The sequence below is a fragment of the Chryseobacterium oleae genome, from assembly GCF_900115055.1.
In the GTDB taxonomy this organism is placed as follows: Bacteria; Bacteroidota; Bacteroidia; order Flavobacteriales; family Weeksellaceae; genus Chryseobacterium; species Chryseobacterium oleae.
Window position 1 is genome coordinate 167,050 of the sequence record NZ_FOVD01000003.1, and the last position, 26,170, is coordinate 193,219.

Annotated in this window: 30 protein-coding genes; 6 read left to right on the forward strand and 24 right to left on the reverse strand. The window is 37.3% G+C overall.

What is annotated here, in order from left to right; all coding sequences use genetic code 11:
* The 7 genes from hisD to BM143_RS11415 form a co-directional block, all read right to left on the reverse strand.
* Window positions 1–1,278 carry a histidinol dehydrogenase gene (gene hisD, locus BM143_RS11385; protein WP_185116543.1) on the reverse strand — a complete coding sequence of 426 codons (1,278 nt, stop codon included), beginning with the start codon at window positions 1,276–1,278 and terminating at the stop codon, window positions 1–3.
* Window positions 1,278–2,135, reverse strand: a complete 858-nt coding sequence (gene hisG, locus BM143_RS11390) for an ATP phosphoribosyltransferase (protein WP_090024602.1) — start codon at window positions 2,133–2,135, stop codon at window positions 1,278–1,280. Before hisG ends, hisD begins: the two co-directional genes overlap by 1 nt.
* Window positions 2,136–2,384: 249 nt before the next feature.
* A complete protein-coding gene (locus BM143_RS11395; RefSeq protein ID WP_090025005.1) occupies window positions 2,385–3,482 on the reverse strand; it encodes a glycosyltransferase family 4 protein in 1,098 nt (365 codons plus the stop codon).
* 125 nt (window positions 3,483–3,607) lie between these two features.
* A complete protein-coding gene (locus BM143_RS11400; RefSeq protein WP_034731252.1) occupies window positions 3,608–4,420 on the reverse strand; it encodes a 2,3,4,5-tetrahydropyridine-2,6-dicarboxylate N-succinyltransferase in 813 nt (270 codons plus the stop codon).
* 139 nt (window positions 4,421–4,559) lie between these two features.
* Window positions 4,560–4,931, reverse strand: coding sequence for a DUF2255 family protein (locus BM143_RS11405; protein ID WP_090024603.1), 372 nt, complete (start codon window positions 4,929–4,931; stop codon window positions 4,560–4,562).
* A 194-nt stretch (window positions 4,932–5,125) separates the two neighbouring features.
* Complete coding sequence (locus tag BM143_RS11410; RefSeq protein WP_090025006.1) at window positions 5,126–5,452, reverse strand: LytR/AlgR family response regulator transcription factor; 327 nt, start codon at window positions 5,450–5,452, stop codon at window positions 5,126–5,128.
* Window positions 5,453–5,477: 25 nt separating this feature from the next.
* Window positions 5,478–6,050, reverse strand: a complete 573-nt coding sequence (locus BM143_RS11415) for a C40 family peptidase (protein WP_090024604.1) — start codon at window positions 6,048–6,050, stop codon at window positions 5,478–5,480.
* Between the two features lie 152 nt (window positions 6,051–6,202).
* Here BM143_RS11415 and BM143_RS11420 point away from each other — a divergent pair, with 152 nt between their 5' ends.
* Window positions 6,203–6,856, forward strand: a complete 654-nt coding sequence (locus BM143_RS11420; RefSeq protein WP_090024605.1) for a hypothetical protein — start codon at window positions 6,203–6,205, stop codon at window positions 6,854–6,856.
* A 139-nt stretch (window positions 6,857–6,995) separates the two neighbouring features.
* On the opposite strand, the gene BM143_RS11425 is transcribed toward BM143_RS11420, so the two are convergent.
* A complete protein-coding gene (locus BM143_RS11425) occupies window positions 6,996–7,364 on the reverse strand; it encodes a hypothetical protein (RefSeq protein ID WP_090024606.1) in 369 nt (122 codons plus the stop codon).
* A 426-nt stretch (window positions 7,365–7,790) separates the two neighbouring features.
* On the opposite strand from BM143_RS11425, the gene BM143_RS11430 reads away from it, so the two are divergent.
* Together BM143_RS11430 and BM143_RS11435 are read left to right on the forward strand one after the other, a co-directional pair.
* Complete coding sequence (locus tag BM143_RS11430) at window positions 7,791–8,474, forward strand: hypothetical protein (RefSeq protein WP_090024607.1); 684 nt, start codon at window positions 7,791–7,793, stop codon at window positions 8,472–8,474.
* Between the two features lie 187 nt (window positions 8,475–8,661).
* On the forward strand, window positions 8,662–9,291 hold the full coding sequence (locus BM143_RS11435) for a class I SAM-dependent methyltransferase (RefSeq protein ID WP_090024608.1): 630 nt from the start codon (window positions 8,662–8,664) through the stop codon (window positions 9,289–9,291).
* A gap of 2 nt (window positions 9,292–9,293) precedes the next feature.
* On the opposite strand, the gene BM143_RS11440 is transcribed toward BM143_RS11435, so the two are convergent.
* From BM143_RS11440 to BM143_RS11480, 10 genes are all read right to left on the reverse strand, one after another.
* Window positions 9,294–10,265, reverse strand: coding sequence for a hypothetical protein (locus BM143_RS11440; RefSeq protein ID WP_090024609.1), 972 nt, complete (start codon window positions 10,263–10,265; stop codon window positions 9,294–9,296).
* A gap of 40 nt (window positions 10,266–10,305) precedes the next feature.
* Complete coding sequence (locus tag BM143_RS11445; RefSeq protein ID WP_034731267.1) at window positions 10,306–11,331, reverse strand: rod shape-determining protein; 1,026 nt, start codon at window positions 11,329–11,331, stop codon at window positions 10,306–10,308.
* Window positions 11,332–11,645: 314 nt separating this feature from the next.
* A complete protein-coding gene (locus tag BM143_RS11450; RefSeq protein WP_090024610.1) occupies window positions 11,646–11,930 on the reverse strand; it encodes a hypothetical protein in 285 nt (94 codons plus the stop codon).
* A gap of 12 nt (window positions 11,931–11,942) precedes the next feature.
* Window positions 11,943–12,107 carry a hypothetical protein gene (locus BM143_RS23995; protein ID WP_167375279.1) on the reverse strand — a complete coding sequence of 55 codons (165 nt, stop codon included), beginning with the start codon at window positions 12,105–12,107 and terminating at the stop codon, window positions 11,943–11,945.
* A gap of 38 nt (window positions 12,108–12,145) precedes the next feature.
* Window positions 12,146–13,174 (reverse strand): ferrochelatase, encoded by a 1,029-nt coding sequence (gene hemH, locus BM143_RS11455; protein WP_090024611.1) that lies wholly within the window; start codon window positions 13,172–13,174, stop codon window positions 12,146–12,148.
* 47 nt (window positions 13,175–13,221) lie between these two features.
* The gene (locus tag BM143_RS11460) at window positions 13,222–14,502 is read right to left on the reverse strand and encodes a cryptochrome/photolyase family protein (protein WP_090024612.1); all 1,281 of its coding nucleotides are present in this window, start codon (window positions 14,500–14,502) and stop codon (window positions 13,222–13,224) included.
* Window positions 14,503–14,526: 24 nt separating this feature from the next.
* Window positions 14,527–15,192 carry a MarR family winged helix-turn-helix transcriptional regulator gene (locus BM143_RS11465; RefSeq protein ID WP_090024613.1) on the reverse strand — a complete coding sequence of 222 codons (666 nt, stop codon included), beginning with the start codon at window positions 15,190–15,192 and terminating at the stop codon, window positions 14,527–14,529.
* Between the two features lie 228 nt (window positions 15,193–15,420).
* Window positions 15,421–15,975: a GNAT family N-acetyltransferase gene (locus BM143_RS11470; protein WP_090024614.1), complete on the reverse strand. Its 555-nt coding sequence runs from the start codon at window positions 15,973–15,975 to the stop codon at window positions 15,421–15,423.
* Between the two features lie 100 nt (window positions 15,976–16,075).
* Window positions 16,076–16,864: a PhzF family phenazine biosynthesis protein gene (locus BM143_RS11475; protein WP_090024615.1), complete on the reverse strand. Its 789-nt coding sequence runs from the start codon at window positions 16,862–16,864 to the stop codon at window positions 16,076–16,078.
* Between the two features lie 148 nt (window positions 16,865–17,012).
* A complete protein-coding gene (locus BM143_RS11480; RefSeq protein ID WP_139222026.1) occupies window positions 17,013–18,368 on the reverse strand; it encodes a serine hydrolase domain-containing protein in 1,356 nt (451 codons plus the stop codon).
* A 448-nt stretch (window positions 18,369–18,816) separates the two neighbouring features.
* Between BM143_RS11480 and BM143_RS11485 the strand changes: the two genes are divergently transcribed.
* Both BM143_RS11485 and BM143_RS11490 read left to right on the forward strand, forming a co-directional pair.
* The gene (locus BM143_RS11485) at window positions 18,817–19,620 is read left to right on the forward strand and encodes a sensor histidine kinase (protein WP_167375280.1); all 804 of its coding nucleotides are present in this window, start codon (window positions 18,817–18,819) and stop codon (window positions 19,618–19,620) included.
* A 6-nt stretch (window positions 19,621–19,626) separates the two neighbouring features.
* On the forward strand, window positions 19,627–20,343 hold the full coding sequence (locus BM143_RS11490) for a LytR/AlgR family response regulator transcription factor (RefSeq protein WP_090024618.1): 717 nt from the start codon (window positions 19,627–19,629) through the stop codon (window positions 20,341–20,343).
* Window positions 20,344–20,422: 79 nt separating this feature from the next.
* Here the strand turns inward: BM143_RS11490 and BM143_RS11495 are convergent, their stop codons facing one another.
* The 5 genes from BM143_RS11495 to BM143_RS11515 are packed head-to-tail and all read right to left on the reverse strand — an operon-like array spanning window position 20,423 to window position 24,386.
* Window positions 20,423–21,118 (reverse strand): lycopene cyclase domain-containing protein, encoded by a 696-nt coding sequence (locus tag BM143_RS11495; protein WP_090024619.1) that lies wholly within the window; start codon window positions 21,116–21,118, stop codon window positions 20,423–20,425.
* Between the two features lie 2 nt (window positions 21,119–21,120).
* A complete protein-coding gene (locus BM143_RS11500; RefSeq protein ID WP_090024620.1) occupies window positions 21,121–21,579 on the reverse strand; it encodes a sterol desaturase family protein in 459 nt (152 codons plus the stop codon).
* Window positions 21,579–22,046 carry an SRPBCC family protein gene (locus BM143_RS11505; RefSeq protein ID WP_090024621.1) on the reverse strand — a complete coding sequence of 156 codons (468 nt, stop codon included), beginning with the start codon at window positions 22,044–22,046 and terminating at the stop codon, window positions 21,579–21,581. Before BM143_RS11505 ends, BM143_RS11500 begins: the two co-directional genes overlap by 1 nt.
* A gap of 28 nt (window positions 22,047–22,074) precedes the next feature.
* On the reverse strand, window positions 22,075–22,911 hold the full coding sequence (locus tag BM143_RS11510) for a phytoene/squalene synthase family protein (protein WP_090024622.1): 837 nt from the start codon (window positions 22,909–22,911) through the stop codon (window positions 22,075–22,077).
* Window positions 22,908–24,386 carry a phytoene desaturase family protein gene (locus tag BM143_RS11515; RefSeq protein ID WP_090024623.1) on the reverse strand — a complete coding sequence of 493 codons (1,479 nt, stop codon included), beginning with the start codon at window positions 24,384–24,386 and terminating at the stop codon, window positions 22,908–22,910. Before BM143_RS11515 ends, BM143_RS11510 begins: the two co-directional genes overlap by 4 nt.
* A 497-nt stretch (window positions 24,387–24,883) precedes the next feature.
* Here BM143_RS11515 and BM143_RS11520 point away from each other — a divergent pair, with 497 nt between their 5' ends.
* Window positions 24,884–25,618, forward strand: a complete 735-nt coding sequence (locus tag BM143_RS11520; protein WP_090024624.1) for a hypothetical protein — start codon at window positions 24,884–24,886, stop codon at window positions 25,616–25,618.
* Window positions 25,619–25,738: 120 nt separating this feature from the next.
* On the opposite strand, the gene BM143_RS11525 is transcribed toward BM143_RS11520, so the two are convergent.
* The gene (locus tag BM143_RS11525; RefSeq protein ID WP_228430776.1) at window positions 25,739–26,164 is read right to left on the reverse strand and encodes a VOC family protein; all 426 of its coding nucleotides are present in this window, start codon (window positions 26,162–26,164) and stop codon (window positions 25,739–25,741) included.
* Between the last annotated feature and the right edge of the window lie 6 nt (window positions 26,165–26,170).

Genomic DNA, 26,170 nt, shown 5'->3' on the forward strand with positions numbered 1-26,170 from the left:
TTATTTTAATCTGATAGATACTGCATTTTTGTGGGCGATAAGACCTTCTGCCTCTGCCATAAGTTCGATGGTTTTTCCTATATTTTTAAGACCTTCCTTAGAAAGGTGCTGGAATGTAATTTTCTTAACAAAACTGTCCAGAGATACTCCGCTATAGTTCTTTGCATAGGCATTTGTAGGAAGCGTGTGATTGGTTCCGCTGGCATAATCACCAGCGCTTTCACATGAATAATTTCCAAGGAAAACAGATCCTGCATTGCTGATCATCGGAGTATATTGTTCAAAATCCTCCAAAGCCAGAATAAGGTGCTCCGGAGCATACAGATTGCTGAATTCCAAAGCTTCTTCGATAGACTGGGTCAACATAAAAAGACTGTGATCCAAGGCCTGTTGGGCCATTTCATTTCTGGGAAGCTTTTTGATCTGCTTTTCTACTGCTTCAATAGTTTTTTCAAAAATTTTGAAATCAGTAGTGATAAAAACTACCTGACTGTCGCTTCCGTGCTCCGCCTGGGAAAGGAGATCCGCCGCACAAAACTCAGGAACCGCTTTACTGTCTGCAATAACCAAAACTTCGCTGGGGCCTGCCGGCATATCGATGGCCACACCAAAACGCTGTGCATATTCTTTAGCAGCAACCACAAACTGATTTCCCGGTCCGAAAATTTTATACACCTTCGGAATACTTTCTGTTCCTAAAGTCATGGCAGCAATAGCCTGCGCGCCACCTGTTTTGAATATTTTAGTAATTCCGCAGAGTTTCGCCGTAAAAAGAATAGCCGGATTAATATTCCCGTTGGTATCAGGAGGAGTACAAAGAATAATCTCCTTACATCCCGCCAGATTCGCAGGCACAGCAAGCATAAGTACAGTGGAAAATAGAGGAGCTGTTCCACCGGGAATATAGATCCCAACCTTTTCTACAGCACGGTTTTCTCTCCAGCAGGTTACGCCTTTTACCGTTTCAATTTTCTCTGTTTCCGTGATCTGAGCCGCGTGGAATTTGGAAATATTTTCTTTCGCCTGACTGATGGCTTTCTTTAATTCTTCAGAAATTTCGTTTTCAGCATTCTCAACTTCTGCTTCTGAAACTAGAATTTCCGGAGTCACTGCTTTGTCAAATTTTTTATTAAACTCAATAAGCGCTTTATCACCGTCTTTTTCTACTGTTTCAAATATTTGCGCGATCAATTCTGAGATTTCTTCACGCTTCAATACCGGCCGTTTTACAAGGTCTGGCCAGATTTCTCTTTCCGGATATCTGTATATTTTCATCATTAAATAACCATTTTATCGATTGGAATAATAAGAATGTCCTGCGCGCCGTTTTCTTTCAGCTCATCAATGACATCCCAGAATCTTTCTTCATCAATCACCGAATGAATGCTGCTCCAGCCTTCTTCCGCCAAAGGAATAACCGTAGGACTCTTCAGTACAGGAAGGACGGAGGCGATATCACTGATCTTGTCATTGGGAACATTCATCAGGATGTATTTTGAATTTTTTGCTCTTAAAACGGATTGTATGCGGAACAGAAATTTATTGAGAATACCTTCTTTTTCAGGATTGAGTACGGATGTTTTTGCTAAAACCGCTTCCGATTTCAGAAGGGTCACCGTTTCTCTCAAACCGTTTTTAAATAAGGTGCTTCCGGAGCTTACAATATCACAGATTCCATCTGCCAGACCAATATTCGGGGCGATTTCAACGGAGCCGGAAATGATGTGAATGTCGGAAGTGATTCCTTTCCTGTCAAGAAAATTTTTAAGGGTGTTGGGGTAAGAAGTAGCAATTTTTTTACCCTGGAAGAAGGAAAGATCATCCGTTTCAACTTCTTTGGGAACAGCCAGCGAAACCCTGCATTTTGAAAACCCAAGCTTCTCCACGATCTGGATATTCTTTTGTTTTTCGGCTAAAAGATTTTCACCCACAATGGCGATATCTACCACTCCGTCTTCGAGGTATTGGGGAATGTCTGAATTTCTGAGATACATGATCTCCATGGGAAAGTTGTCTACAGAGACTTTCAGCTGGTCTTTTCCGTTGTTGACGAAGATCCCGCAGTCTTTCAGGAGCTGTAAAGATTCTTCGTAGAGCCGGCCGCTTTTCTGGATCGCAATTTTTAATTTACTCATTGTATTGTTTTGGGGTCTGAGTAAATGAAAACTGATCTGTTGGATATTTCCGGGAGAATCCGGGGAAACAAAAAAACCGTCTGTTTACTCAGACGGTTTTAATTATTTTTGATTTTAACACATGTTTATATCAACCAATTCCGTCTTAGCAGAGATGATGATAATAATGATGAAGTGTTAAAAAATTCGGTTTCATTGTTTTGAATTGTGGTACAAATGTAGGACTTATTTTTAAACTGCAAAGTTTTTTTATAGAATTTTTTTGTAGAGATCCATCAACTGAGCTGCAATGGGTTCGTCATTAAATTTCTGAACAAACGTGAAACTCTTTTCTGCACGGCGTTTTCTCTCAGATCCATTTTCCCATAAAAATTTTATTTTGGCTCTGATATCTTCAAAACTTTTCGGATCTACATAAACGGAGTCTTCCCCTCCCGCTTCCGGAAGACAGCTGACATTGCTGGTAATAACTGCCGTTTTTGAAAAAAGTGCTTCTATCACAGGGATTCCGAAGCCTTCAAAAAAGCTCGGATAGACAAAAATATCGGCCAGTTTATAGATTACAGCCAGTTCATCCATAGAAACTTCTTCCAGAAAGAGCACCTGCTTTTCCATTTTATTTTTTCTGATGAATGCCTCTACTTTTTTATAGTAATTCGTCTTTCTTCCAACAACAACCAACGGGATTTCCGTTCCATTGATTCCTTTGACAATGTTTAACAGATTCTTACGGTCTTCAATGGTTCCAACGTTTAAAATAAATCGCTCCGGAAGATTGAATTTCTCTTTGGTTAACTGAATAAACTCAGCCGACTGCTGTTCTTTAAAAGCTTTGTGGCAGCCCTGGTAAATGACTTCAATTTTGGTTTCGGGAACTTTTAAATAAGTGATAATATCTCTTTTGGTCTGTTCTGAAATGGCAATGATCTTATCTGCAGAAACAGCCGCTTTTTTAAATTTCCACAGGTGTATTTTCCTGTCAAAAAAGGAATAATACTGAGGATATCTCATGAAAATCAGATCATGGATAGTCACTATCTTTTTGATGGGTTCTTTGCCCCACTTCAAAGGCAGCTCACCGGACAAGCCATGAAATATCTGTGCGCCTTCCTTTTGGGCATCTTTACCCATTTTAAATTGTCGCGAAAGATTTCCTTTTGAGGTTTCCACAAAACGGACATGAGGTCTTTCGAGGATCTCTTTTCCTCTTTCTGAACGGTTTTTGTTCAGCAGCAGGTATTCGTTTTCAGGATAGTACTGAGAAAGAATCCTGACCAGGTCTCTTGAATAATTGCCCAATCCGGACGTATTATGAAAAAAACGTTTTGCGTCGAAGGCAATCTTCATATCCATGTTTTTAGTAAGATTTTTTAAGCGGTTTAAAGGTATAAATAAAATAAACCCTAAATGACTATTCAGGGTTTATTGTATAAATTTTAAAATCAATCTTTAAAATTTAGAGAAAACACAGCTTATACAGCTACATTGTTCTCTCTTAAAGCATCATTAAGAGATGTTTTTTTATCTGTTGATTCTTTTCTCTGACCGATGATCAATGCACAAGGAACCTGGTATTCTCCGGCAGGATACTGTTTTGTATAACTTCCCGGGATTACTACTGAACGTGCAGGAACTCTTCCTTTGATTTCAATAGGCTGGTCACCTGTAACATCAATGATTTTTGTGGAAGCTGTCAATACGACATTCGCACCCAATACGGCTTCTTTTTCTACGTGAACCCCTTCTACCACGATACATCTTGAACCGATGAAGCAGTCGTCCTCAATGATCACAGGAGCTGCCTGTAACGGCTCCAATACACCACCGATACCTACTCCACCACTCAGGTGAACGTTTTTACCGATCTGTGCACAGCTTCCAACCGTAGCCCAGGTGTCTACCATTGTTCCTGAATCTACATATGCTCCGATATTCACGTAAGAAGGCATCAAAATAACGCCTGAAGCTACGAAAGATCCTTCTCTGGCGATCGCATGCGGTACAACTCTTACTCCTTTTTCAGCATAATTTCTCTTCAAAGGAATTTTGTCATGAAATTCAAACGGACCTACTTCAATAGTTTCCATTTTCTGGATCGGGAAATACATTACTACGGCTTTCTTCACCCACTCATTCACCTGCCATCCGTTTTCCGTAGGCTCAGCAACACGAAGTTCTCCGGAATCCAATAAAGAAATAACCTCTCTTATCGCCTTCTGGCTGTCTTCATTCTGTAATAAATCTCTATGATCCCAAATGTTTTCAATTGTTTGTTGTAACGACATGTTTCTTATTTGATTTTAGTATAAATTATCCCTGCAGCTTCCCGCAGTTCCGAAGGTCAAAAGTACAAAAGATTGTTCTAGTATACAAGTTCGGAAAGAAGTCTTCGATGGGAATTATTTACGGTTATCTACAGCTTCATTATTCGCAAATAACGAACTCCATGGTCTTCTCAACGTGTTTTGGTTCAATAATTCCTTTTGAATATTTGAGATTGGAGCCTGTATTATATTTTGTTAAATAAGCCGTATTAATGTTAGACGTAAGTTCTTTAAGATCATCAGGAACGAGTGCCCTTATATTGAAAATCTCTTCTCCGCATCTAATCTGCCCTTTCGGATCTTCCAAAAAAGTATGGTACCAGCTTTTTTCTGCGAGACCCCATGATCTGGCAAAAATTCTGTCGTTAACGGTTACCATCCAGATTTCAAGGAAAGTGGTTCTGTGACTGCCTGCTTTTATTTCGGCAAGATTGTGAGTGTTGATGTAGTGAAGCGCACTGTCTTTATTCATTGTTATTTTTTAGCGAATGTAAAATGAATGGAGCAGTTGAACCAATTTATTATTTGGTATGAAGGAAATATTATTCAGAATGGTGATTTTCTGATGTTTTCTGTTTTTCGAAGTCGTTAAATTCAAGTTCTGAAACCGTATGAAGGTTTTTAACGATGAGTGATGTAAAATAGTAGTTTTTTACGCTTATTTTTTCAAAGCATCATTTTATTAAGTGCTGTAATCAGACAGTCTTTATAGCTTTTCGCTACGGCAATTTTCTGATCCTGACATACCAGCTGGTTGTCTTCAAAATAGTCGATATTCGTTAAATTGACAATATAAGAATTGTGAACCCTCATGAATTCATCCGGAAGACTTTCTATTAAATCTTTAAGGGCTTTGTAGTAGATGTATTTTTTATTGGAAGTGGTATTGATTTCCACATAGTTTCCCAAACCTTTGATAATGGTAATGTCTTTAAAGAACAGTTTTATCAGTTTTTTATCTGTTTTAATAAAAGCAAAGGTGCGGTTCTCCATATCAATGATCAGTTTAAATAATGTTTTATAAAACCCTCTGAGCGTGAAGATAAGCTTTGTTCCAGTATTTTTCATTTAATGAAGAAATCATCACTCCTTTTGAGGTAGAAGCATGGATGAACTTCACCTCTCCATCAGCCCCGATATCGTGAACGATTCCCACATGAGAGACTCTGCTTCCTCCAGCTGTCGCAAAAAACAAAAGATCACCTGGCTTCACTTCTTTGATATCAATTTTCTGTCCGGCATCAGCCTGATCTGTAGATCTGCGTGGCAACGAGAAGTCATTTTCCTCAAACACTTTTACGGTAAATCCGGAACAGTCAAAGCCTGAAGAAGTGTTTCCACCAAATTTGTAAGGTGTTCCGATGTATTTTTCAGCATCCTTCAGAATATCGCTGACGGATCTGGAAATCTTTCCATCAAATCTGGAATCCAGTTTTCTTAGATTTTCGGCTTTCGCAACGGTTTTGGTTCGTGTATTTTTTTTGGAAGATACATTTTTGGAAGATCCGCATGAAACGATCATCGCCGAGGCAATCAGCAGAACAGAAATCTGCTTTATTCTTAAGTTTTTTTCAAATAATCCCTGTTTCATAGTCATCTGATTTTAAATGAAGTAACTAATTATGTACAAATATACATTTTATATTTAAATTATAGAATAAGTATACTACAACTATATGATAAATATATGTTAAAATTTCGATTTCTCTTATTTATTAGTATATTTGAATTCAATTTTGTGATATGGCGACGTACGAAAGTTTAATAAAAATCAACGGAAGCGTAGGCGATCTGGTTTTTTACAGCCTGAACGGGAAAAATGTGGTGCGAAAAAAAAGCGGATTCAATAAAACAGCCTTCAAGAAAAGTCCTTCTTATGAGAAAGTAAGGCAGAACAGCTCTGAATTCGGACATTGCTCCAAAGCCGGGAAAATGATACGAAGCTGTATTGAAAGTTATACTAAAGAAGCGGGTGATCCTGTACTCTACCAGAAATTTGCCAAGTTGATGACTGTGATTAAAGATCTTGATACGGTTTCAGAACGCGGAAAACGAACGGTACAGAATGGACTTTTACACCCGGAAGGTTTAAAACTGCTGAAAGGATTCAGGTTTGGAGAAAAAGAAAATATTCATCCGGAAGCTTATGTTTCGGAGGAAAAAGAGTACAGAATTCTAAATTTTGGAAATCAAATTTCAGGAGATGAAATGGTTGTCATAACAATACAGCCTGATTTTGACACTTATACTGCGAAATATATTGAAGAAAAACGTCAGGTGGAAGCCGGTAAAGAGATTCGTTTTAAAAAGCATTTTTCAGGGGCCACGCTCCTACTCTACTTTTTAGTGATCCGGAATAAAGAGGAAATTATTCAGATGGGGTTTGTTGGGACTTAGATTTCAGATATGAGACATCAGACATCAGAATAAGGTTAAGATTGGGCTAAGGAAATATCGAATAACTTTGAGTCATTCACAATCTTAATTTAATTACCCAATAAAAAAGCCTGCAGAGTGATCTGCAGGCTTTCTGTTTTTATTTTTTGTCTCCTGTCCAGATACCGTATCTTGCCGGTGTAGGAACAGCGTTTGACCAGTTTCCTTCTCCTTTTTTCTCTCTTGAAAGGGTTCCTTTGAATTCTCCATCGGAAGGAAGCCCGATTACAGCAGTAAGATCGCCGGTTTCAGTTAAGTGTCCGGAAATATTATAATTTTCACTATTGACTGTAGAATGCATGGTTCCGGTTACTTTTCCGTCACTGGCTACCACAAGGTTCCACGTTCCGTCATCGCTTCCCGTATACTTTCCTGCCCACGTTCCTATATAATCATAAATAGTGTCGTCATCAGAACTGCATCCGATAAATAAAAAAGCTGTAAAAAGAAGTAAAAAAAGTTTCTTCATAGTTTCTAATAGTTTTATAACCTAATCAAATTTATTATTATCCTTTGGTATCCTGTGCTTATACAGAGAACTGAATACCTATTTATATTTTTTTCGCTTTGTTCCGTGCAAATCTACTAATTTTTTCATTCAGATTATCTGAATTTTAATCAGCTGTTTATATTTTTATGAATTCATCCTATATTTTGGCTAAAATACAATTATTTCCCAAATGGAAACAAGCAAACAGAGAGCAACCTTTCAAAAAAATGAGCCAATTAAGACATTAGCAATATTTAAAAATAATATGTTTATTTTACTTTATTTTTTGATTATAAATTATTTTTATTCTAATATTTATAATTTAAATGAAATTTGTTTTCACAATAACAAATATTTCTTAATTTAGTGAAAAATCTAAGAACTCATTAAAACCTAATAAATAACATGAAAACAAGAATTATCTTTTTTGTTGCAGTCGTTTTTTTCAGCAGTTTGAAATCTCAGGTAGGGATTAATACTACCACACCTACCCATACTTTGGATGTCGACGGACTGGTTAGAGTAAGAGGTCTGTCCAATGCTGAGAACAAAATTGTGGCTGCCAATGCACAAGGAGTTTTAACCCTCCTTTCTCCTGAAGAAATTTTTTCTCCAAAAGCATTACTGAACACTTCTACATCACCCGCTGAACAAAGGCTGACGATCTATGAAGGACAATGTTTCCAGCCTACAGACAATGCTTCTTCCTGTACGGTAAGAGTCAATCACTACAGTTCATGTGCGGGCTTTACCAGAGCAGTAGACACTCAGATTGTGGTAGGACAAACCATCAATACCGGTAACGGACAGTTTCTGGGAACCTGGGCTTCCCGATTCATTGACCACAAAGGATATGTGGGAGGGGCCACCGCTGCTGAACAAATCGCACCGGACTACCCAAGAGTCTCTTATCCTACGGCCAATTCTGCCAACTACTTAGGAAGCGGAAGCTTTTCCGGGCAATGTAACGCAGATATTGTAACAACAATTAACCAAACCACCGGTGAAGTTAAAATAGAATCTGTAAAGAGAAGTATGTTTGCGCATCTGGTGTATCTTTTGTCGATATCGCGCTCAAGAAGTAACTAGAAACAAATCTTTTTCAAATATAAGAATAGCTGCATTGTCATGATGCAGCTATTTTTTATCAGTAAACGAGCTTTCGATCATTTAAATACAAAATCCATCGTCTTTTTTTATATTTGGACAATGATTATCAGCCATGTATGATCTATAGTCATTCAAATGGTAACCTGTAACATTAAAAAATAATAGCATGAAAATACTAAAGGCGGCTGAAGCATTTGACAAATCAGCAAAAATCTATCAGGATAAATTCATGGATGTAAGTTTGTTTGGCGAAACCTTCAATCTTTTCTGCAACCATATAGCAGCTGATAATGCCGAGATTTTGGATATAGCCTGCGGTCCCGGAAATATCACGAAATATGTACTGGATAGAAAACCTGATTATCAAGTTTTGGGAATTGATCTGTCGCCAAAAATGTTAGATCTCGCTCAGGCTAATAATCCTACTGCTGCATTTCAACTTATGGACTGCCGGGAAATCGGACAGATTAAAAAACGGTTCGACGGAATCATTTGTGGTTTTTGTTTGCCCTATCTGGTTCGTGAAGAAGCTGTTGATCTGATCGCTCAGGCATCCCAACTGTTAAAACCAGGAGGTGTATTTTATCTGAGTACTATGGAAGATGATTATGCAAAATCCAGATTTCAAACATCCAGTACCGGTGATCAGGTGTATGTGAACTATCACCAGGAGGACTATTTAACGGAAGCACTTCAGGTGAATAATTTTGAGATCATCAATATACAACGCTTTACTTCTTATGATAAAGATAATGTAATGATTACAGATCTGGTATTAACCGGAAAATTGATTTAAACTTACCGTATTGGAGTCAGTTCATTGCTACCCTCCTTTTTGTGCAACAGAAAAGAAACCTGAATATCGTCATCCTGAGTCCTTGAATGAATGGCAGACAGGTAGTCTTTATACATTTCATCGGTTGGCTGCAGGGCTACTATTTTCCCTCCGGCATAAAGAACCATTTTAAAATCTTTCAATGGGAGAATCTCTCTTTTTTCGAGAATATTAGTGCTCATTTCGTTCCACCGTTCCTTAGAATCTGAAGGTTTATTCCAGTAAAAAGCTTTGGCAAGTTCTACTTCTTTGTCATACATCAGTGACGCATAGGCTTTAGTATCTTTTTTGATCAGGACATTTCTAAAACTGTTGTAAGCAGCCACTGCCTCTTTCAATAACTGATCCTGATTTTCTTTGCTCAAATTTTTGGAATGACGCCAGCCTTCCAGCTGATAAGGAACCTTTGCATTAAAAACACCTTTAAATTCAAAAAACTTTTGTCCGCTGGCCTGAAACTTTTCTGTTCCCGGTTGATTAGGTGTATTGAATTCAAAAACTGATTGATGATCTTCCAGTGGTCCATTATTTTTACGATGAATCACTTTCATCTTAAACCTGGACGCATCCATCAAAGTCGGAGACCAGCTTCCATCTGAAAGCATCGGTGGAAACAAACGTATCGTAATTTCCTGTTTTCCACTGAGCAGAATATGATCATTGATCGGAATACGCTGCTCATTCACAGAACCAGACTGAAGATAACGATACACTGGTACATCATTGATCAAAATTTCATAGCCACAAGCATCCTGGCTGAATTCTATCTCATATCGCGGATGATCATCAGCTATTTTTACCTGTTGATAGATATCCAGCATTTTCCGGTTTACCTCTTTATCCTTATTTTTAATAACGGTTACAACAGATGACTTCTCCTGACCGACACTTAAGCCTGACAGGAAAAGTAAACCTGATAGTATTAGTTTTTTCATTATTAATTTTAATGATGATCAGGACATTGGCCGGATTCAGTTACTTGATCAGAAACCTAAACTTATTGATGTTCTTAAGTGCAATTCCGGTTCCGCGTACAACCGCTCTTAACGGATCTTCAGCTACACAAACCGGTAAGCCTGTTTTCAGGTGAATTCTGTCTGCCAGACCATTCAACAAAGCTCCTCCTCCAGCAAGGAAGATACCTGTTTTATAAATATCTGATGCCAATTCCGGCGGCGTAATAGCAAGCGTTTCCATGATCGCATCTTCAATTCTCATGATGGATTTATCAATAGCCTTAAAGACTTCCTTGTAACTGACCATAATTTCTTTTGGTTTCCCAGTGATCAGGTCTCTACCCTGTACCGGAATATCTTCAAGAGGAAAATCAAGTTCTTCCAGCGCTGAACCTATTTCAATTTTTATTCTTTCTGCCGTTCTCTCCCCAATATCCAGATTATACTGAGATCTGATAAAGTAGGCAATATCATTAGTGAAAACATCGCCTGCGATCTTCAACGATCTGTCGCAGACAATTCCGCCCAGTGCAATGACAGCAATTTCAGTAGTTCCTCCTCCTATATCAACGATCATGTTTCCTTCCGGATTTTCAACATCAATACCGGCTCCGATAGCGGCTGCCATTGGTTCATAGATCAGTTTTACTTCTTTCGCATTGACTTTTAATGCTGAATCCTTCACCGCTCTTTTCTCTACTTCGGTAATTCCCGAAGGAATACAGATCACAATTCTAAGGGCCGGCTGCATAAACTTTCCTCCAATATCCGGAATCTGCTTAATAAATTCCTTAATCATATGTTCGGATGCATGAAAATCTGCAATCACTCCGTCTTTTAAGGGACGAACCGTTTTAATATTTTCGTGGGTTTTCCCCTGCATAAGCTTCGCCTGTGCCCCTACCGCAATAGGTTTTCCCGTAGTGCGATCAATAGCAACAATAGAGGGTTCGTCTATGACAATCTTATTGTTGTATATGATCAGGGTATTAGCAGTTCCAAGATCAATCGCAATCTCCCGTGTAAACATATCAAACAATCCCATATTCCATTATTTTATTGACCGCAAAAGTACGCTATTACTGAGGATATCGGTGGCCGCTGAAATTATAATTAGAGTTAAACTTAAGTTAAAGTGTCTGTAAAGAAAAAATGATGCGTTATCAGGGAGGCTATAATCATCTGCGGATTCTTTCCTGTAAACTTCACACAATCAGATACACTGCGCGTTATGTTTTTCACTTTTTACAGACAATACAATGAACTAACCCAATAAATTACATCTGTCTGTTTTGTGAGATCAATAAAAGACAGCCTTGTGAAAGGCTGTCTTTAGTATCAATATTAATGGTTTTAATGCTAATAATTTGTAAAAGTGATATATGCATAAATGGCAAGTAAGATCACAAGTAAAATTATTTTTATCTGCTTTTCTATCTTAAGGTATCGATATATTAAAAACATATGCACAATTCCAGTTAAAAAATATCCGGTCATTATATATTTACCATAAGTCTTTACATAAATATCCGCTCCATTTCCTGATCCATGGGCAAAAAATATATAAAATATAATTAAAAGATACAATAAAGGAGGAATGCTGATATTTAATATAACCAGTACTATTTGTTTAATATTTTTCATAATGCTTACTTTTTAATCTCTGAAAGTTACCGTAATACCGTAAGTATCTTTCATCATCTTTATAAAATTATCAATTACATCCTGTTTATTTTTTGCTTTTGTAAAAGACCTTGTAAATGCTGTTATGTCATTTGCAAATGTAGGGAGCCAGAACAAAAAAAATCCTGCAATGTTCATCACAGGATTTAAAATTTTAAAAACAGGTATCAGCGTATTTAAACCAAATAAAACTCTTTCAGTTTCTCTTCACACAGTTCTTTTACCACTTCTATCCACCGGTCTTCATCATTCAGGCAGGGAATATAATGGAATTGCTCTCCTCCCGCATGCTGGAACTGCTCTTTTCCTTCTACTGAAATTTCTTCCAGGGTCTCAAGGCAGTCTGACACAAAAGCGGGACAGACGATCGCCAGGTTTTTCACGCCTTTTGCAGGAATGGTTTCTAAAGTTTCATCTGTATATGGTTCCATCCATTTATCCTTCCCCAGCCTCGACTGGAAAGAAACGATTGTTTTTTCTCTGGGCAGGCCAAGTTTTTCAATCACTTTTTTAGTGGTATCAAAACATTGGTGGCGATAACAGAACTGATGGCTTGGATTGGTTTCTCTTGAGCAACAGTCATTGAGATTACAGGTTTTGGTAGGATCTGTTTTAAAAATATGTCTTTCCGGAACGCCGTGATAGGAAAACTGCAACGCATCGAAATTTTCAGGAAGCTTTTCCTTAATACTTTCTGCCAGACAATTGATGTAGATGTCCCTGTTGTAAAACGGCTGGATATAATTGATTTTTATACCCGGAAATTTCTTTTTTCTTACTTCTTCGGCTTTTTCTATGACAGATTCCGTGGTACTCATCGCGTATTGCGGATACAGTGGGAAAAGTACAATTTCAGAAACGCCTTGATCCACCAGTTTCTGAATTCCGGTTTCAATGCTGGGCTGCGCATATCTCATCCCTATTTCCACAGGAACATCAACGATTTTCTGAAGTTTCTCCTGCACTTTTTCAGTGATTACAATGAGTGGAGAACCTTTGTCCGTCCAAACCGTTTTATACGCTTCTGCAGATTTTGCAGGCCTTGTATTTAAAATAATACCCTGAACAAGCAGAGCACGGAAAATCCACCGATAGTCTATGACTCTTTCATCCATCAGGAATTCATCGAGATATTCCCTTACATCTTTTACCGCTGTGGATCTTGGTGACCCAAGATTTACCAATAAAATTCCTTTTTTAGCCAATGTTCTTTATTTTAGTTACACTTTTTTTCTAATCGTTGGTCAAAGACCTAATTCAATGCTTTTTTATACGTTTCCAATGCTCTTTCTCTGGCGAATTTGTGTTCGACCATTGGTTTTTGATCATAAGATTCAGGAAGCCATTTTTTGATATATTTCAAATCTTTGTCAAATTTTTTGGTTTGTTCCTCGGGATTGAATATTCTAAAATAAGGCGCTGCATCACAACCACAGCCTGCCGCCCACTGCCAGTTTCCATTGTTCGCAGAAAGATCGTAGTCGAGCAGTTTTGTGGCAAAGTAAGCTTCTCCCCACCTCCAGTCGATCAGAAGGTGCTTGGTCAGGAAACTAGCTGTAATCATTCTTACCCTGTTGTGCATAAATCCGGTTTCGTTAAGTTCCCGCATTCCTGCATCTACAATGGGATATCCTGTTTTACCTTCGCACCAGGATTTGAATTCCTCTTCATTATTTCTCCAGGGAATGTCTTCGTATTTTTTCTTGAAACAATGGTTCACAACGTGAGGAAAATGAAACAGGATCTGCATGAAAAATTCTCTCCAGATCAGCTCATTAAGCCAGGTTTCGTTATTTTCAAGAGCAAATCTGACACATGTTCGTACTGAAATGGTCCCGAAACGCAGGGCAATTCCAAGGTGTGTGGTATGATCCATAGCCGGAAAATCCCTGTATTGGTGATAAGAGGCTACAATTTTCTTCTCTATTGTGGGTTTTGCGAATTCTATTTCTGTCTTTTTAAAACCGATATCTTGAAGGGTGAGAATATCATTATGCCCTTTTAATAGAGCGAATTGACTAAAATCTGTACTATAAACTTCAATCTCTCCTAAGCTTTCTTTCCATTTTTTTGAATACGGCGTAAAGACTGTATAAGGAGACTGATCATTTTTAAGAATATCTTGTTTTTCGAATATCACCTGATCTTTGAAATTTGAAAATCTGATCCCGTTTTTTCTAAGAAATCCAGCTACCTCATCATCTCTTTTTATGGCTTGCGGCTCATAATCCCTGTTGCAGAAGACAGTATCAATCTCAAATTCATTCATCAGATTTTTGAAAATATCCAATGGATTCCCATGATAAGTCTTCAATGCGCTGCTATGACTTTTTAGTTCCTGATTGATTCCATCTAAAGCCTTGTGGATATAATCTACCCTTTTCTCTGCCTTGTCTTCAAGGTGATTCAGTATGTCGGTATCGAATATAAAAACAGGAACGACTTTTAATCCGGAATTAAGGGCATGATGCAGTCCCACATTGTCTTCCAGTCTCAGATCTCTTCTGAACCAGAAAATATTAATTTTGCTCATCTTCTCAATTTTTGAAAACTATAATCAGTTTTTCTCAAATGAATATTCATCAAATACGGTCCTGATCAGGTCTTTAGTGTCGATATTCCTGCAGAAAATAGGATAATGAAAACGGTCCAGCTTATTAAGAATTCTGATAAGCTCCATTTTATCCTGATAACTCAGGTTTCCAGCAACAATATCCGTAGCGTTCCGGATTTTATCCATTTGGCGATCCAGCGCATCAAGACCGGTTTGGGTAATACTAATCACTTTATTTCTTTTATCAATATCTGAATCTACCTGCTCGATCCAGCCCTGCTTCAGTAATCTTGCGATAATCAGCATTCCTACGGGTTTATCCTGAATATTCTTTTTAATCAGCTCCATTTTGGTCATTTTCCCGAAAGCTTTTAGATTGATCAGGTAAATAAAATCTTCCTGTGTCGCGAACTGAGATTCTGAAATAGCAGATTTGGAATAGGTTTTTGCGTACCTGTTGAGGTGAACCAGCAACGTACTGATTGCACTTTCCGGCGTTCTTCCGTTTTCCTTTCCTTCCCAATAGGGTTCATTGATTTCAGAAGGAATATTTTTTGAAGATATCCAAGCCTTAAATCCCTCAATATCTGAAGGGTAAGATCCTGAAACATTTTCCGTTTCAAATTCCTCAAGTAAAGTGAGTACGTCTTTGATGATGGGATAGTTCATTTTTGCACTTAAATTGAATGCAAATATACTAATTATTGAAAAAATTAATTGATAAATAAACTATATAAAAATTTAAAATCTCTGTTGGTTGCCTGATCATTCGTCATCACAAAATATAAAACCCTCTAATTTTTATAATTAAAGGGTTTCTTTTTACTTTTTTTGGATAAAATATCTTTAGAATGTAGTTAAAGATCAGTTCATTAGTCATTACATATTGTGTCTAAATTAAGGTTTGCTATCGGTATGATTTGCAGCCCTCCATTCATCCTTATTGATCTGATACACCAGATTCGTTACCGGCGGTTCGCCATTAAAAGAGCGGGTATCTTCTCCTACCCTTCTGGCCCCGAGTTTTTCGGCTGCCCGGCAAGACCTGAGATTAGACTCGCCAATATGCAATACCACATGATCAACCTTTGTGAAGGCATAATCAAACATCAGTGATTTCACAGCTTTATTGAAACCATTCCCCCAATAATCCTTTCCCAGAAAAGTATATCCTATCGCTACATGATTCTCGAGATTATTATAATCATAAAATCGTGTCGTCCCGATAACCTTGTTCGCAGATGCATCCATTATCGCCAGCGCTGTCTTACTGGCTAAAGCCTGATCAAAGAAGTGATCAAAAGAAGATCTTTCATGGCGGTCCTTATTGGGATGCAATTCCCAAACCTCAGGGTTGGCTGCCTGTTGAAAAAGTTCTTCTCTATGCTCTGGCAACAGAGGGATCAAAATAATCTGATCTGAAAATAAGTGAGGCTGAAAATCGAAAGTCATAAGTATTTTAAAATATTGACCGCGAATTTCTATATTTTTCTGGTTCTTTTACAAAAAGCTATATTAAATTTTAGATAACTTTCATTCCGTCATCACTTCCTTAATGCAACCATAAAGTTCCGATGGAATAGGTTCTGGCCTGCCCGCTGATGATTACTCTTTCTCCTTTGTTTTCACAGAAGAGCTTCCCTAACCGTTCAGAGACCTGCATTGCATAAAGATCATTCTTATCAAGCCTGTCTGCCCAATAAGGAATTAATGAACAGTGAGCAGAGCCCGTAACAGGATCTTCTAAAATGGAAGCTTGTGGAGTGAAAAATCTCGAAACAAAATCACAATGATCTCCCGGTGATGTTACTATTACTCCACCGGGATCAAGATTTAGCTGATCAAATAATACCCTGTTTATTTTTATTTCTCTTACTTCAGCTTCAGTCTCATACACCAGGACAAAATCTCTGGATTTTAAAACTTCTTTAGGCTGAATATTCAATGAATCCTGAATGTTTTTTGGCAAAACATCAGATACCGGCATCCTTGAAGGGAAATCCATCCGATACAGCTGATCGTCAACGGTTACCTTCAGATCCCCGCTTAAGGTTTCAAAAATAATTTCATTACCGGGATAGTTTAAGATCGCTTTTAGAGAATGCGCGGTAGCAAGGGTAGCGTGCCCGCATAAATCCATTTCTATTTCAGGGGTGAACCATCTCAAATGTATTTTCTCACCGTTATCTACGAAGAAAGCTGTTTCTGCCACTGCATTCTCTTTTGCTATCTTTAACAAAATGTCGTCATCAAGCCATGCATCCAATGGTACTACACAAGCAGGATTCCCTCCAAATATGCGATCTGTAAAGGCATCAATCTGGTAGATATTATATTTCATTGTTTTTTCTTTAAGCGGCAAATTTACAAAAAGTAAAAGATTGAGGTATTTGACAAGGCTTATATTAGCTGATAATCTATAATATGCTCCTACTAAAGATTTAGATGTTATAGAAATAAATTTTCCGGCAAAATAAATCTACTCCTATTTATATCTTCTTACAATTGATAGACTGCTTACCCTGCGTCAGTTTTATGCCTGTCACTTTTCCTTTTTCGTTGAGTAAAAACCGGAGTTCTGCCCCATTGTCAAAAGAATAAAACGTATTTTCCCCTGTTCTTTTCAGTAATGCTTTTCTGCCTTCTTTATTCTTTTTCTCATCGTCATGCATGGCAATAAACAGGTGATTTTTTCCTGCCGGAGTTACTTGAAATGTTCCCACGGTAATAAGTCCTGCCAATTTTGCCTTATAGATCCCATGATAGATTTCTGTGGGGGGAGCTGTTTCACTATGATAGGTTGTAAAGTCAGGATAGGTATATTTTTTTTGATAGTACTTTGAAATAACGCCTATTACAATATCGTTCAGCTTTACATTCGTTCCGTTTGCCAGGACGGCAATACTGAAATTGTCTTCGGGTAGATATGCTACGCCAGAATGAAATTCATCAATCCGGCCGGTATGTCCGTATCCTGTTTTATTATAAATTGGTGTTTTAAATAATCCGGATCCTATAAAGCTTTGAGGATTGGTCTTTGTCATTTGTTCCAGCGAATTTTTAGACAGCAGATTCCCTTTAAAAAGTTCATGCATTAATTTTGACAGATCTTCGGTCGTAGAAACAATATCACCGGTAGCAAAAGTGAAACTCGGATGGGTATCCGGTTCTTTTGACCAGTTTTCACCATCAAACTTATAAGATTGTGTTCGTTTACTGTATTGTGTCTGGTCTTTTTCGCAATAGGTATTGTGCATACCTATCTTGTTCAGTATCCTCATTTTCACATTTTCTTCATAGGATTTGCCCGTAATATCTTCTATGATGTATCCCAGCAGCAGGTAATTTGAATTGCTGTAAGAACTTTCCTTTCCCGGCTTAAAATCAGGTTTCCCTTGTTGTACGAGCTTGAACATATCCTCTCTTGTATAATTCTTACTTTTCTGGTCATAGTAATCTTCCCATTCCAGATAATTGTAAATACCGCTGGTATGGTTCAGCATATTTCCGATCGTAATCATTTCTGCATTTTTAATGGCCGGGAAATACTGGCTGAGCTTAGAGTCCAGTGATAATTTGCCTTCTTCGATAAGCTGGAATGTAACAATTGCCGTAAAAACTTTGGTGATAGAGCCAATCCTGTATGCATCCACTCCTTGAGTAAACTTATTGAACTCGCCTTTGTAAATGGTTTCTCCATTTTTTTGAAGTAAAACACTGCCGGAAAAAGCATTGTTTCTTTGGAAATTAGTCAGTACACTATCAATTGATTTTTTTACATCAGGATTTTGGGCCGATAGTACCGCAAAAACAGGTAGGATAAAAAGTAAGCAGATCTTTCTCATTGTTAAATAGTATTTTTTAGTCAGTGCAAATAACAAAAGGTTTATAAGGAATTTTTGACTTTTTTGACCAACAGCACTCAATCCCGGATATACAATCTGTATCCATTTCAGGTATTGTTTGTCCGGAAATAAAGCATGTTCGTGTAAAATAGCATGCGCCACTAAAGAAAATATTTAACTTTACCCTTTTATTACAAAACATATGAAGTCACTGAAGGTGTATCATTTTCTCAGAGTACTGCTGAATATACTTTTTGTCGGATTTATTATATTGACCAGTGTACATAATAATGATAAAAATCTGCCTGTGATTTTTATTTTATTGTACAATATTTTGCTTTTTGTCCCTGCCTTGATTAATAACTTCAGGCTTCTCCCCAACTTTCGGGATACAAAAAAAATAACACGGTATTTAATTTCGGTCATCATTGTTTTTTTCATTTCAGTGATGATAACAGGTTATTATGTACAGTGGCTTTATGTCAGGTTCAATACTAACGAACTGTCAGATTTCACCTCATTGGCTGCAACATCTTCAGCTCCCGCATCATTAGAAAAGTATTCATCGTATTTTGATGTTTATCCAGGGATGATTATTATAATGGCGGTCATGGCCATGGGTTATTCACTACAGGAATATGTAGTACGGGTTAAAAGGAATGAACAGATACAGGCACAACAGAGAATTGCTGAACTTAGTGTCTTGAAATCTCAGATCAGTCCTCATTTTCTTTTTAATGTACTGAACAGTTTATATGCTTTATCCCTTAAAAAGTCCGAAGAAACACCTGATGTTATCCTAAAGCTGTCGGATATTCTCAGGTATTCTTTATATGAATCACAGCCAAAGGAAATTTCCATTATCAACGAGATCCATATTTTAAATACCTATATTGATATTGAACGGTTAAGAATGCCTGCCAATGCAGAGATTTCTTTTCATCACACAGAAGTAAAAGATTCCGTTAAAATTGCACCGATGCTTTTATTACCTTTAGTAGAAAACGCTTTTAAACACGGCACTGATTCTACGATTGGCGTATCTTACATCCATATTAATTTATGCTGCAATGACCACAGCCTTGTATTTACATGTACCAATAATTTTAAGGAAACCGCGAGAAAAGATTATGGCGGAATAGGTATCGAAAACATACAGAAACGTCTTCAGTTGCTTTATCCCTCAAGACATGTATTTAAAATTAAAAAAGACAAGAATATTTTTAGTGCTACCCTCGAAATAAAACTGTAAAGAATCATGAAAATAAGATGTTTAGTAGTAGATGATGAAAAACTGGCTCAGGAAGTTTTGGTCCATCATATTTCAAAATTTGAAAATTTGCAACTTGAGGGTATTTGCAATAACGTTTTTGAGTTGATCAGTTTTTTAAATAAAAATAAAGAAATTGATCTGATTTTTTTGGACATCAAAATGCCTGAGATCAGCGGAACTGATTTTGTTTCTATTTTTAACAATCCTCCTGCTATAATATATACCACTGCCTATCATCAGTACGCTGTGGATGCATTTAATCAAAATGCTATAGACTATTTATTAAAACCTATTTCTCTTGACCGTTTCTCCAAAAGTGTTCAAAAAGCAGATCAGATTTTAAGGCAAAAACAGCAGGTCAATTCCATAGTTAATGAAAAAGATGATGAAAGTTTCTTTGTAAAAAGTGATAAGAGGCTGGTAAAAATCAATCCTTCCGAGTTGGTTTATATCGAGGGAATGCGAAACTACATTTGTTTGTATACAGAAAGTAATAGTGTGATGGTTCACGGGACACTGACAAGCATTGAAGAAACCTTAAAACACCTCCATTATATTTGCCGGGTTCATAAATCTTTTTTTATTAACCTCAAAAAGATCAGTTATGTAGAACAACATGTCATATTACTGACTAATAAAAAAAGTATTCCTATAGGATTAAGCTATCGCGACGAAGTATATAAAAAACTAAAAATAATATAATCTAAGCCAGCCAAACCTGGCATTAAACCTGAGAGTCCATCTGAAACATCACACAGTAAAATTTTCGCCTCTAAAAAGGCTATTTATTGGGCTCATTTCTTCTGAATTTTTGAAATAAATAGATATTCCACAAAATCATTTCATACCCATATACCGTATCTTCAATAGGAATAGTAAGCATTCTTATCCCTATAAAATTCTCAGGATTGTAGTTTACAACAGGAGATTCCAGACCTGTTCCGGTAAGTATGCCGTTTACGATAAGAAATCCCGGCATCAGTAAAAGATAAACCAGAGAAGCCTTCCCTATCCATCTTGCTTTCAGCACAAAATACAGCATAAACATACTGATGGCAGTAGATACAAAGGTAATCAGAGTATAAATTTTATCATGAAAATAAATAGCCATTCCTAATGCAGAAATAATGGAAATGATCACAAATATTTTCTCGGGAAGCGGTTTCCAATCCAGACGGAAAAATTGGTCCAGGCAGAAATAAGTGAATATACATGAAAACGGAATACAGAAAAAAAACAGTATTTCTTCAATAGGAAGCCCACCGATCCTGATTCCCAAAAGATAGGCGTCATTGAACCACCAGACTCCCCTTTCGGTAAACCATATATCCCAAAAAATAAACACAAGAGCCACAATGAACGCTGCCTTAAAAAAAGCAGGAAAATGTCTGTTGAATTTTATTTTGGGATGAAATGAAAAAACAAAACAAATGATTACCGTAAAAAAATTAATCAAAAGATAGGTGTAGTGCAACATGGTCAGGCTTTAGATTTATTAAAATACATTTTAAAATATTTGATGGGTACCCAAAGAAAGCCAAAACACTCTCCTTTTTCTTTTCCGGTATGTTTATGATGCTGTTTATGGGCACGTCTGATAGCCAGCAGATATGGATTTTCTGTATTGCGAAGGATTTTAAGCCTTTGATGTATAAAAATGTCGTGGACAAAAAAATAGGCCATTCCGTATAAAGCTATTCCTACCGCTATATAAAACCAGACATTAAAATGCTGTGTGGTCCCGTAATACATCAAAAGTATCGTAGGCAGGGCAAAAATGAGAAAGAAATAATCATTTTTCTCCATACTTCCCTCATTGCTGTGATCGTGATGATCCTTATGAAGCATCCAGAGAAACCCATGCATGATATATTTATGGATGAGCCACGTCATCCCTTCCATGATCAAAAAAGTACTTACTACAATCAGGAAATTCATTACTTTATTTTTTTATTGAAACGTTCTTCTAAAACGGTGTACCTGTAGCTGAAAACATGTTCAAGCTTTTTTCTGACAAAGATTTTGTGGGCAATTTCGCCCAAAAACCCTAAAGGAAGTTCATAATGTACCGTATCTTTCATCAACACTCCTTTTTCATTGACTATAAACTCATGGTGGTGATTCCATAGTGTATAAGGCCCTTTTTTTTGAAAATCCGTGAAACTTTTCTGAAAATCAACCTGAGTAATTTCTGTCTTCCATTTCATTTTTATTCCCAGTACAGGTGAGACATAATAATCAATAATCATCCCTTCAAAGATTTCATCATCCTCCATTTCCGTAAGGACTATAAAATTCATATCCTTCGGGGTAATTTCAGAAAGATTATGCGCGGAAGAAAAAAACTTCCATGCTGTTTCTATATCACAATTGAGCTGCTGTTCCCTGTATATTTTATGTATCATTCTATATTCGATTTAATTGTAAGTGAGTTTAAAGAAGCGATACTTTATACTGCAGATAGCTGCTCATCATTAAAGATAATTTTTTACCGTTGGATATTCTGATTCTCTGGTTAATCATATTAACAGCAGATGTGCGCTTGATTTTCCGGAAAAGCGAGATGTAATACCGGTAAGCCAGATAAACCCCGAATCTTGCAGAACCCGGCAGTTTTTTGATCCCTTCCAGAGCTATTTTAAATTCTTCCTCAATCTCTTTTTCAATATGAGCTTTTACGGTATTGTCAAAATAAGAAATGTCAACATTCGGGAAGTAGCACCGTCCCAAAATCTGATAGTCATCTTTCATATCCCGAAGAAAATTGACTTTCTGGAATGCAGATCCCAACATCATCGCATACGGTTTCAGCCGCTCAAATTCTCTGGAGTTTCCTTCCGTAAAAATATGAAGACACATCAGTCCCACTACTTCAGCAGATCCTACGATATATTCTTTATATAAATCTGAATTATAATCTATTTTCTGAAGATCCATTTCCATACTTTTCAGAAACTGATGGATTAGACTATAATCAATGTTATATCGGTGAACGGTTTCCTGAAACGACTGTAAAATCGGATTCAGGGAGATTTTTTCCTCCAGCGCCTCAAAAGTCCCGGCTTTGTATCTCGACAGAAGTTTCTGCTTATCATACTCATGAAAGCTGTCCACAATTTCATCAGCCAGACGGACATATCCGTATACAGCATAGATCGGATTTCTGAGTTTCGGGGAAAGCGCCATTATTCCGAGAGAAAAACTGGTACTGTATTGTTTCGTTGTTTCCCGGCTTATTCTGTAAGAAAGATCGTCAAACAATTTTTTCATAATTTATATATTTTACTGGCTTCGTTAGCGGCTATTTTACCTGAAATAATGGAAGGAGGAACGCCAGGACCCGGAACAGTAAGCTGACCTGTATACAGCAGGTTTTTTATTTTTTTATTCCGGATGGATGGTTTTAAGAAAGCGGTTTGTGATAATGTATTGGCAAGACCATACGCGTTTCCTTTAAAGGCATTATAATCTTCTTTAAAATCGTTAATGCAATAACTTCTTTTATATTCAATTTTTGAAATAAGATCTGAAGTTCCGGTATGTTTTTCCAGTCTTCCGATCATCTGTATAAAATACTTTTCCCTCATTTCCTCATCATCTTCTATTCCGGGTGCTACAGGCATCAGCAGAAATATATTTTCACAGTTTTCGGGAGCGGCAGCCTGATCTGTCTGAGATGGGCAGCACACATAAAATAAAGGCTTTGTAGGCCATTTTTTATCTTCATAAATCTCATGGGTATGAAGCTGCAGATCGTTCTCAAAGAAAAGGGTGTGATGTCTCAGGCCCGGCACTTTTTCTTTAATTCCCAAATAATAAATAAGACATGACGGGGCCAGTGTTTTCTTTTCCCAATAGGCCGGTTTATAATTTCTGTATTGCTCAGGAAGAAGTTCACTTTCTGTATGATGATAGTCTGAAGAAGCAATGACCATATCGAATGTTATGCTTTTTCCATTGACTACCAAGCCATCAGCCTGGCCATTTTCAACTGTAATTTTTTCTACATTTGAATTAAAGTGAAAACTCGCTCCCTGCTCTACGGCGATCTTCATCATGGCATCGGTCAGTTTTGAAAAACCTCCCATAGGATACCAGGTTCCCAATTTATAGCCTCCGTAATTCATCAGACTGTATAATGCCGGAATATCCTTCGGGGCCGCTCCGAGAAAAATCACAGGAAACTCCATTAACGTAATCAGTTTAGGGTTTTTAAAATATTTTCTGACGAAGCGCTTGAAATTGGTAAAAAGATCTAGGTTCAATGCACTTTTAGCTATGGTAGGTGAAACAAATTCCATCCACGAATGACAGGGCTTATTGACAAAATCTTTCATTCCCACTTCATATTTGTACTGCGCATCATTCATGAATTCATCCAGCTTTTTGCCCGCACCTGATTCTAAACTTTCAAACAGGGCTTTCATTTCCTCAAAATCACTGGGAATTTTCATAATTCCATCGGAAAAAACCATTTCAAATTGCGGATCTAAAGCGATCAGATCGTAAAAATCAGATGCCTTTTTCCCAAAATCCAAAAAAAATGCTTCTATAATATCCGGCATCCAATACCAGCTGGGTCCCATATCAAATGTATAACCGCTTTCGGTTTTGAATGCTCTTGCCCTTCCGCCCACGCTGCTGTTTTTTTCGAAAACATGAACTTCATGTCCGTCTTTCGAAGCGTAAGCCGCTGCAGAAAGTCCTGAAAAACCTGATCCTATCACTGCAATTTTCTTTTTCATCTTCAGTTTTTTTGAAATGAATATTCATTAAAGTAGTTCATGATCAATTCTTCAGGTAAAGTAAGTAGGTCTTTTATGATGAGATCGTTCATTAAACTTATTATTATAGTACACAAATATACTATTTAATAATAAAACAAAATATTTATAAACTAAATAATTTTACAAAAGACTGCCCACATAGGTTTCAATGTGTCTAATATTTCGTTTTGATACCGGATGAGAACAAGTATCCTCTTTTGCTCATATTCGATATCCAGTCTCTGATCACTTGCTTTTCATCTGTTATTACAAAAACTTTATTACACGTCAAGTTCTGTCGTTACCCCGATAGATATTTGGTTAATAAAATTAATCAAGATGGAAAGGAACATTAGAAATCAGGGTGGACATCTTTTAGTCAGAAACCACCATAAAAAATAAGACTCAACTGAAGACTACTCTATTAAAAAGAGCCTTCAACCTATATCAAATAAAACATATTAAATTTTTAAGTTATGTCAAACTACATCGAACTCAACGCAAACAAAGTGTATCCAAAAGGAAATGCTAAAATTTCTAAAAAAGACTCAGGAGAAATCCTGGTCACAGAATTATCGAAAAGTACTGATGGTGTCACCATCGATACCAACGGGGAAAATAAATTTGAACTTTCATTACAGCCTGTTAATATTAATACCGGACTTGTATTTGGAGCTTCCATGAATATCCTTGATAAATATAAGCGTGTAAAAACAGTAGCTCAATGGGCTTACCACTCTGAACCTGGAAAAGACTATTCTGTTTTGGCAGTCAACAGTTTGCTGGAAGGCAAAGAGATTTTAGTCCAGTTCTTCAAGAATGGACAGGAAGTGCATCAGTATACGGTCATCAACCAACCCAATTCACAACATACAAACTGGGTCGGATTGGTATTAAGTCTGGTAGCCTCTCTGGCAACAGCTGTAATTTCAGCTATTGATTACGAGAAGACAACAACCGTGACAACCGGACCTGATGGAAAAACAACCACAACGGTAACCACTAAAAAGTCTTTTGGCGGCGGTGGTTCAGCTAAAAAATCATCATCTCCGAATGATCCGAGCGGTCATATAGATTTTGATCATATCTATATTACATCAAGCAGAGTCTTCGATACGGAAGTGTATGAAGAACTGGATGGGCCTATAAGAGAGGTCGTATTTAACGGTAATTTTGGTAAGTTGGAATTACAATCAATTTCTAATATATGATTCTAAATAATTGAGAGGAAGAAGATTAACCATTAATCTTCTTCCTTTTTTTTATGAACAAATTAATCGTAGCGAATCAACAGTCATTTCCTTTTAACATAAAAGAGATCAATCATTGAGCTATTTATTTAACTGTTCAGCCAACCCAACCAACAGCCCGTCCTTTGCCCGAATATAGCACAAGCGGTAAGAATTTTCATACTGAACCAGCTCGCCTGCTAGCGTCGCACCATGTTTCAGAAGTCTTGATACCAACTCATCAATATCCTCCACTGTAAACATCATCCTAAGATAGCCAAGCGAATTCACAGGAGCAGTCCGATGGTCTGAGATCGTGGCCGGATGTATAAATTTAGAAATCTCCAGTCTGCTGTGTCCGTCCGGAGTAACCATCATCGCAATCTCTACGTTTTGTGATCCCAGCCCTGTAACCCGGCCAGCCCATTCTCCCTCAATGGTTGCGCGCCCTTCGAGCTTCAGTCCGATTTCTTCGAAAAAAGCAATGGCTTCATCCAGTGATTCTACGACAATGCCTACATTGTCCATTCGCAG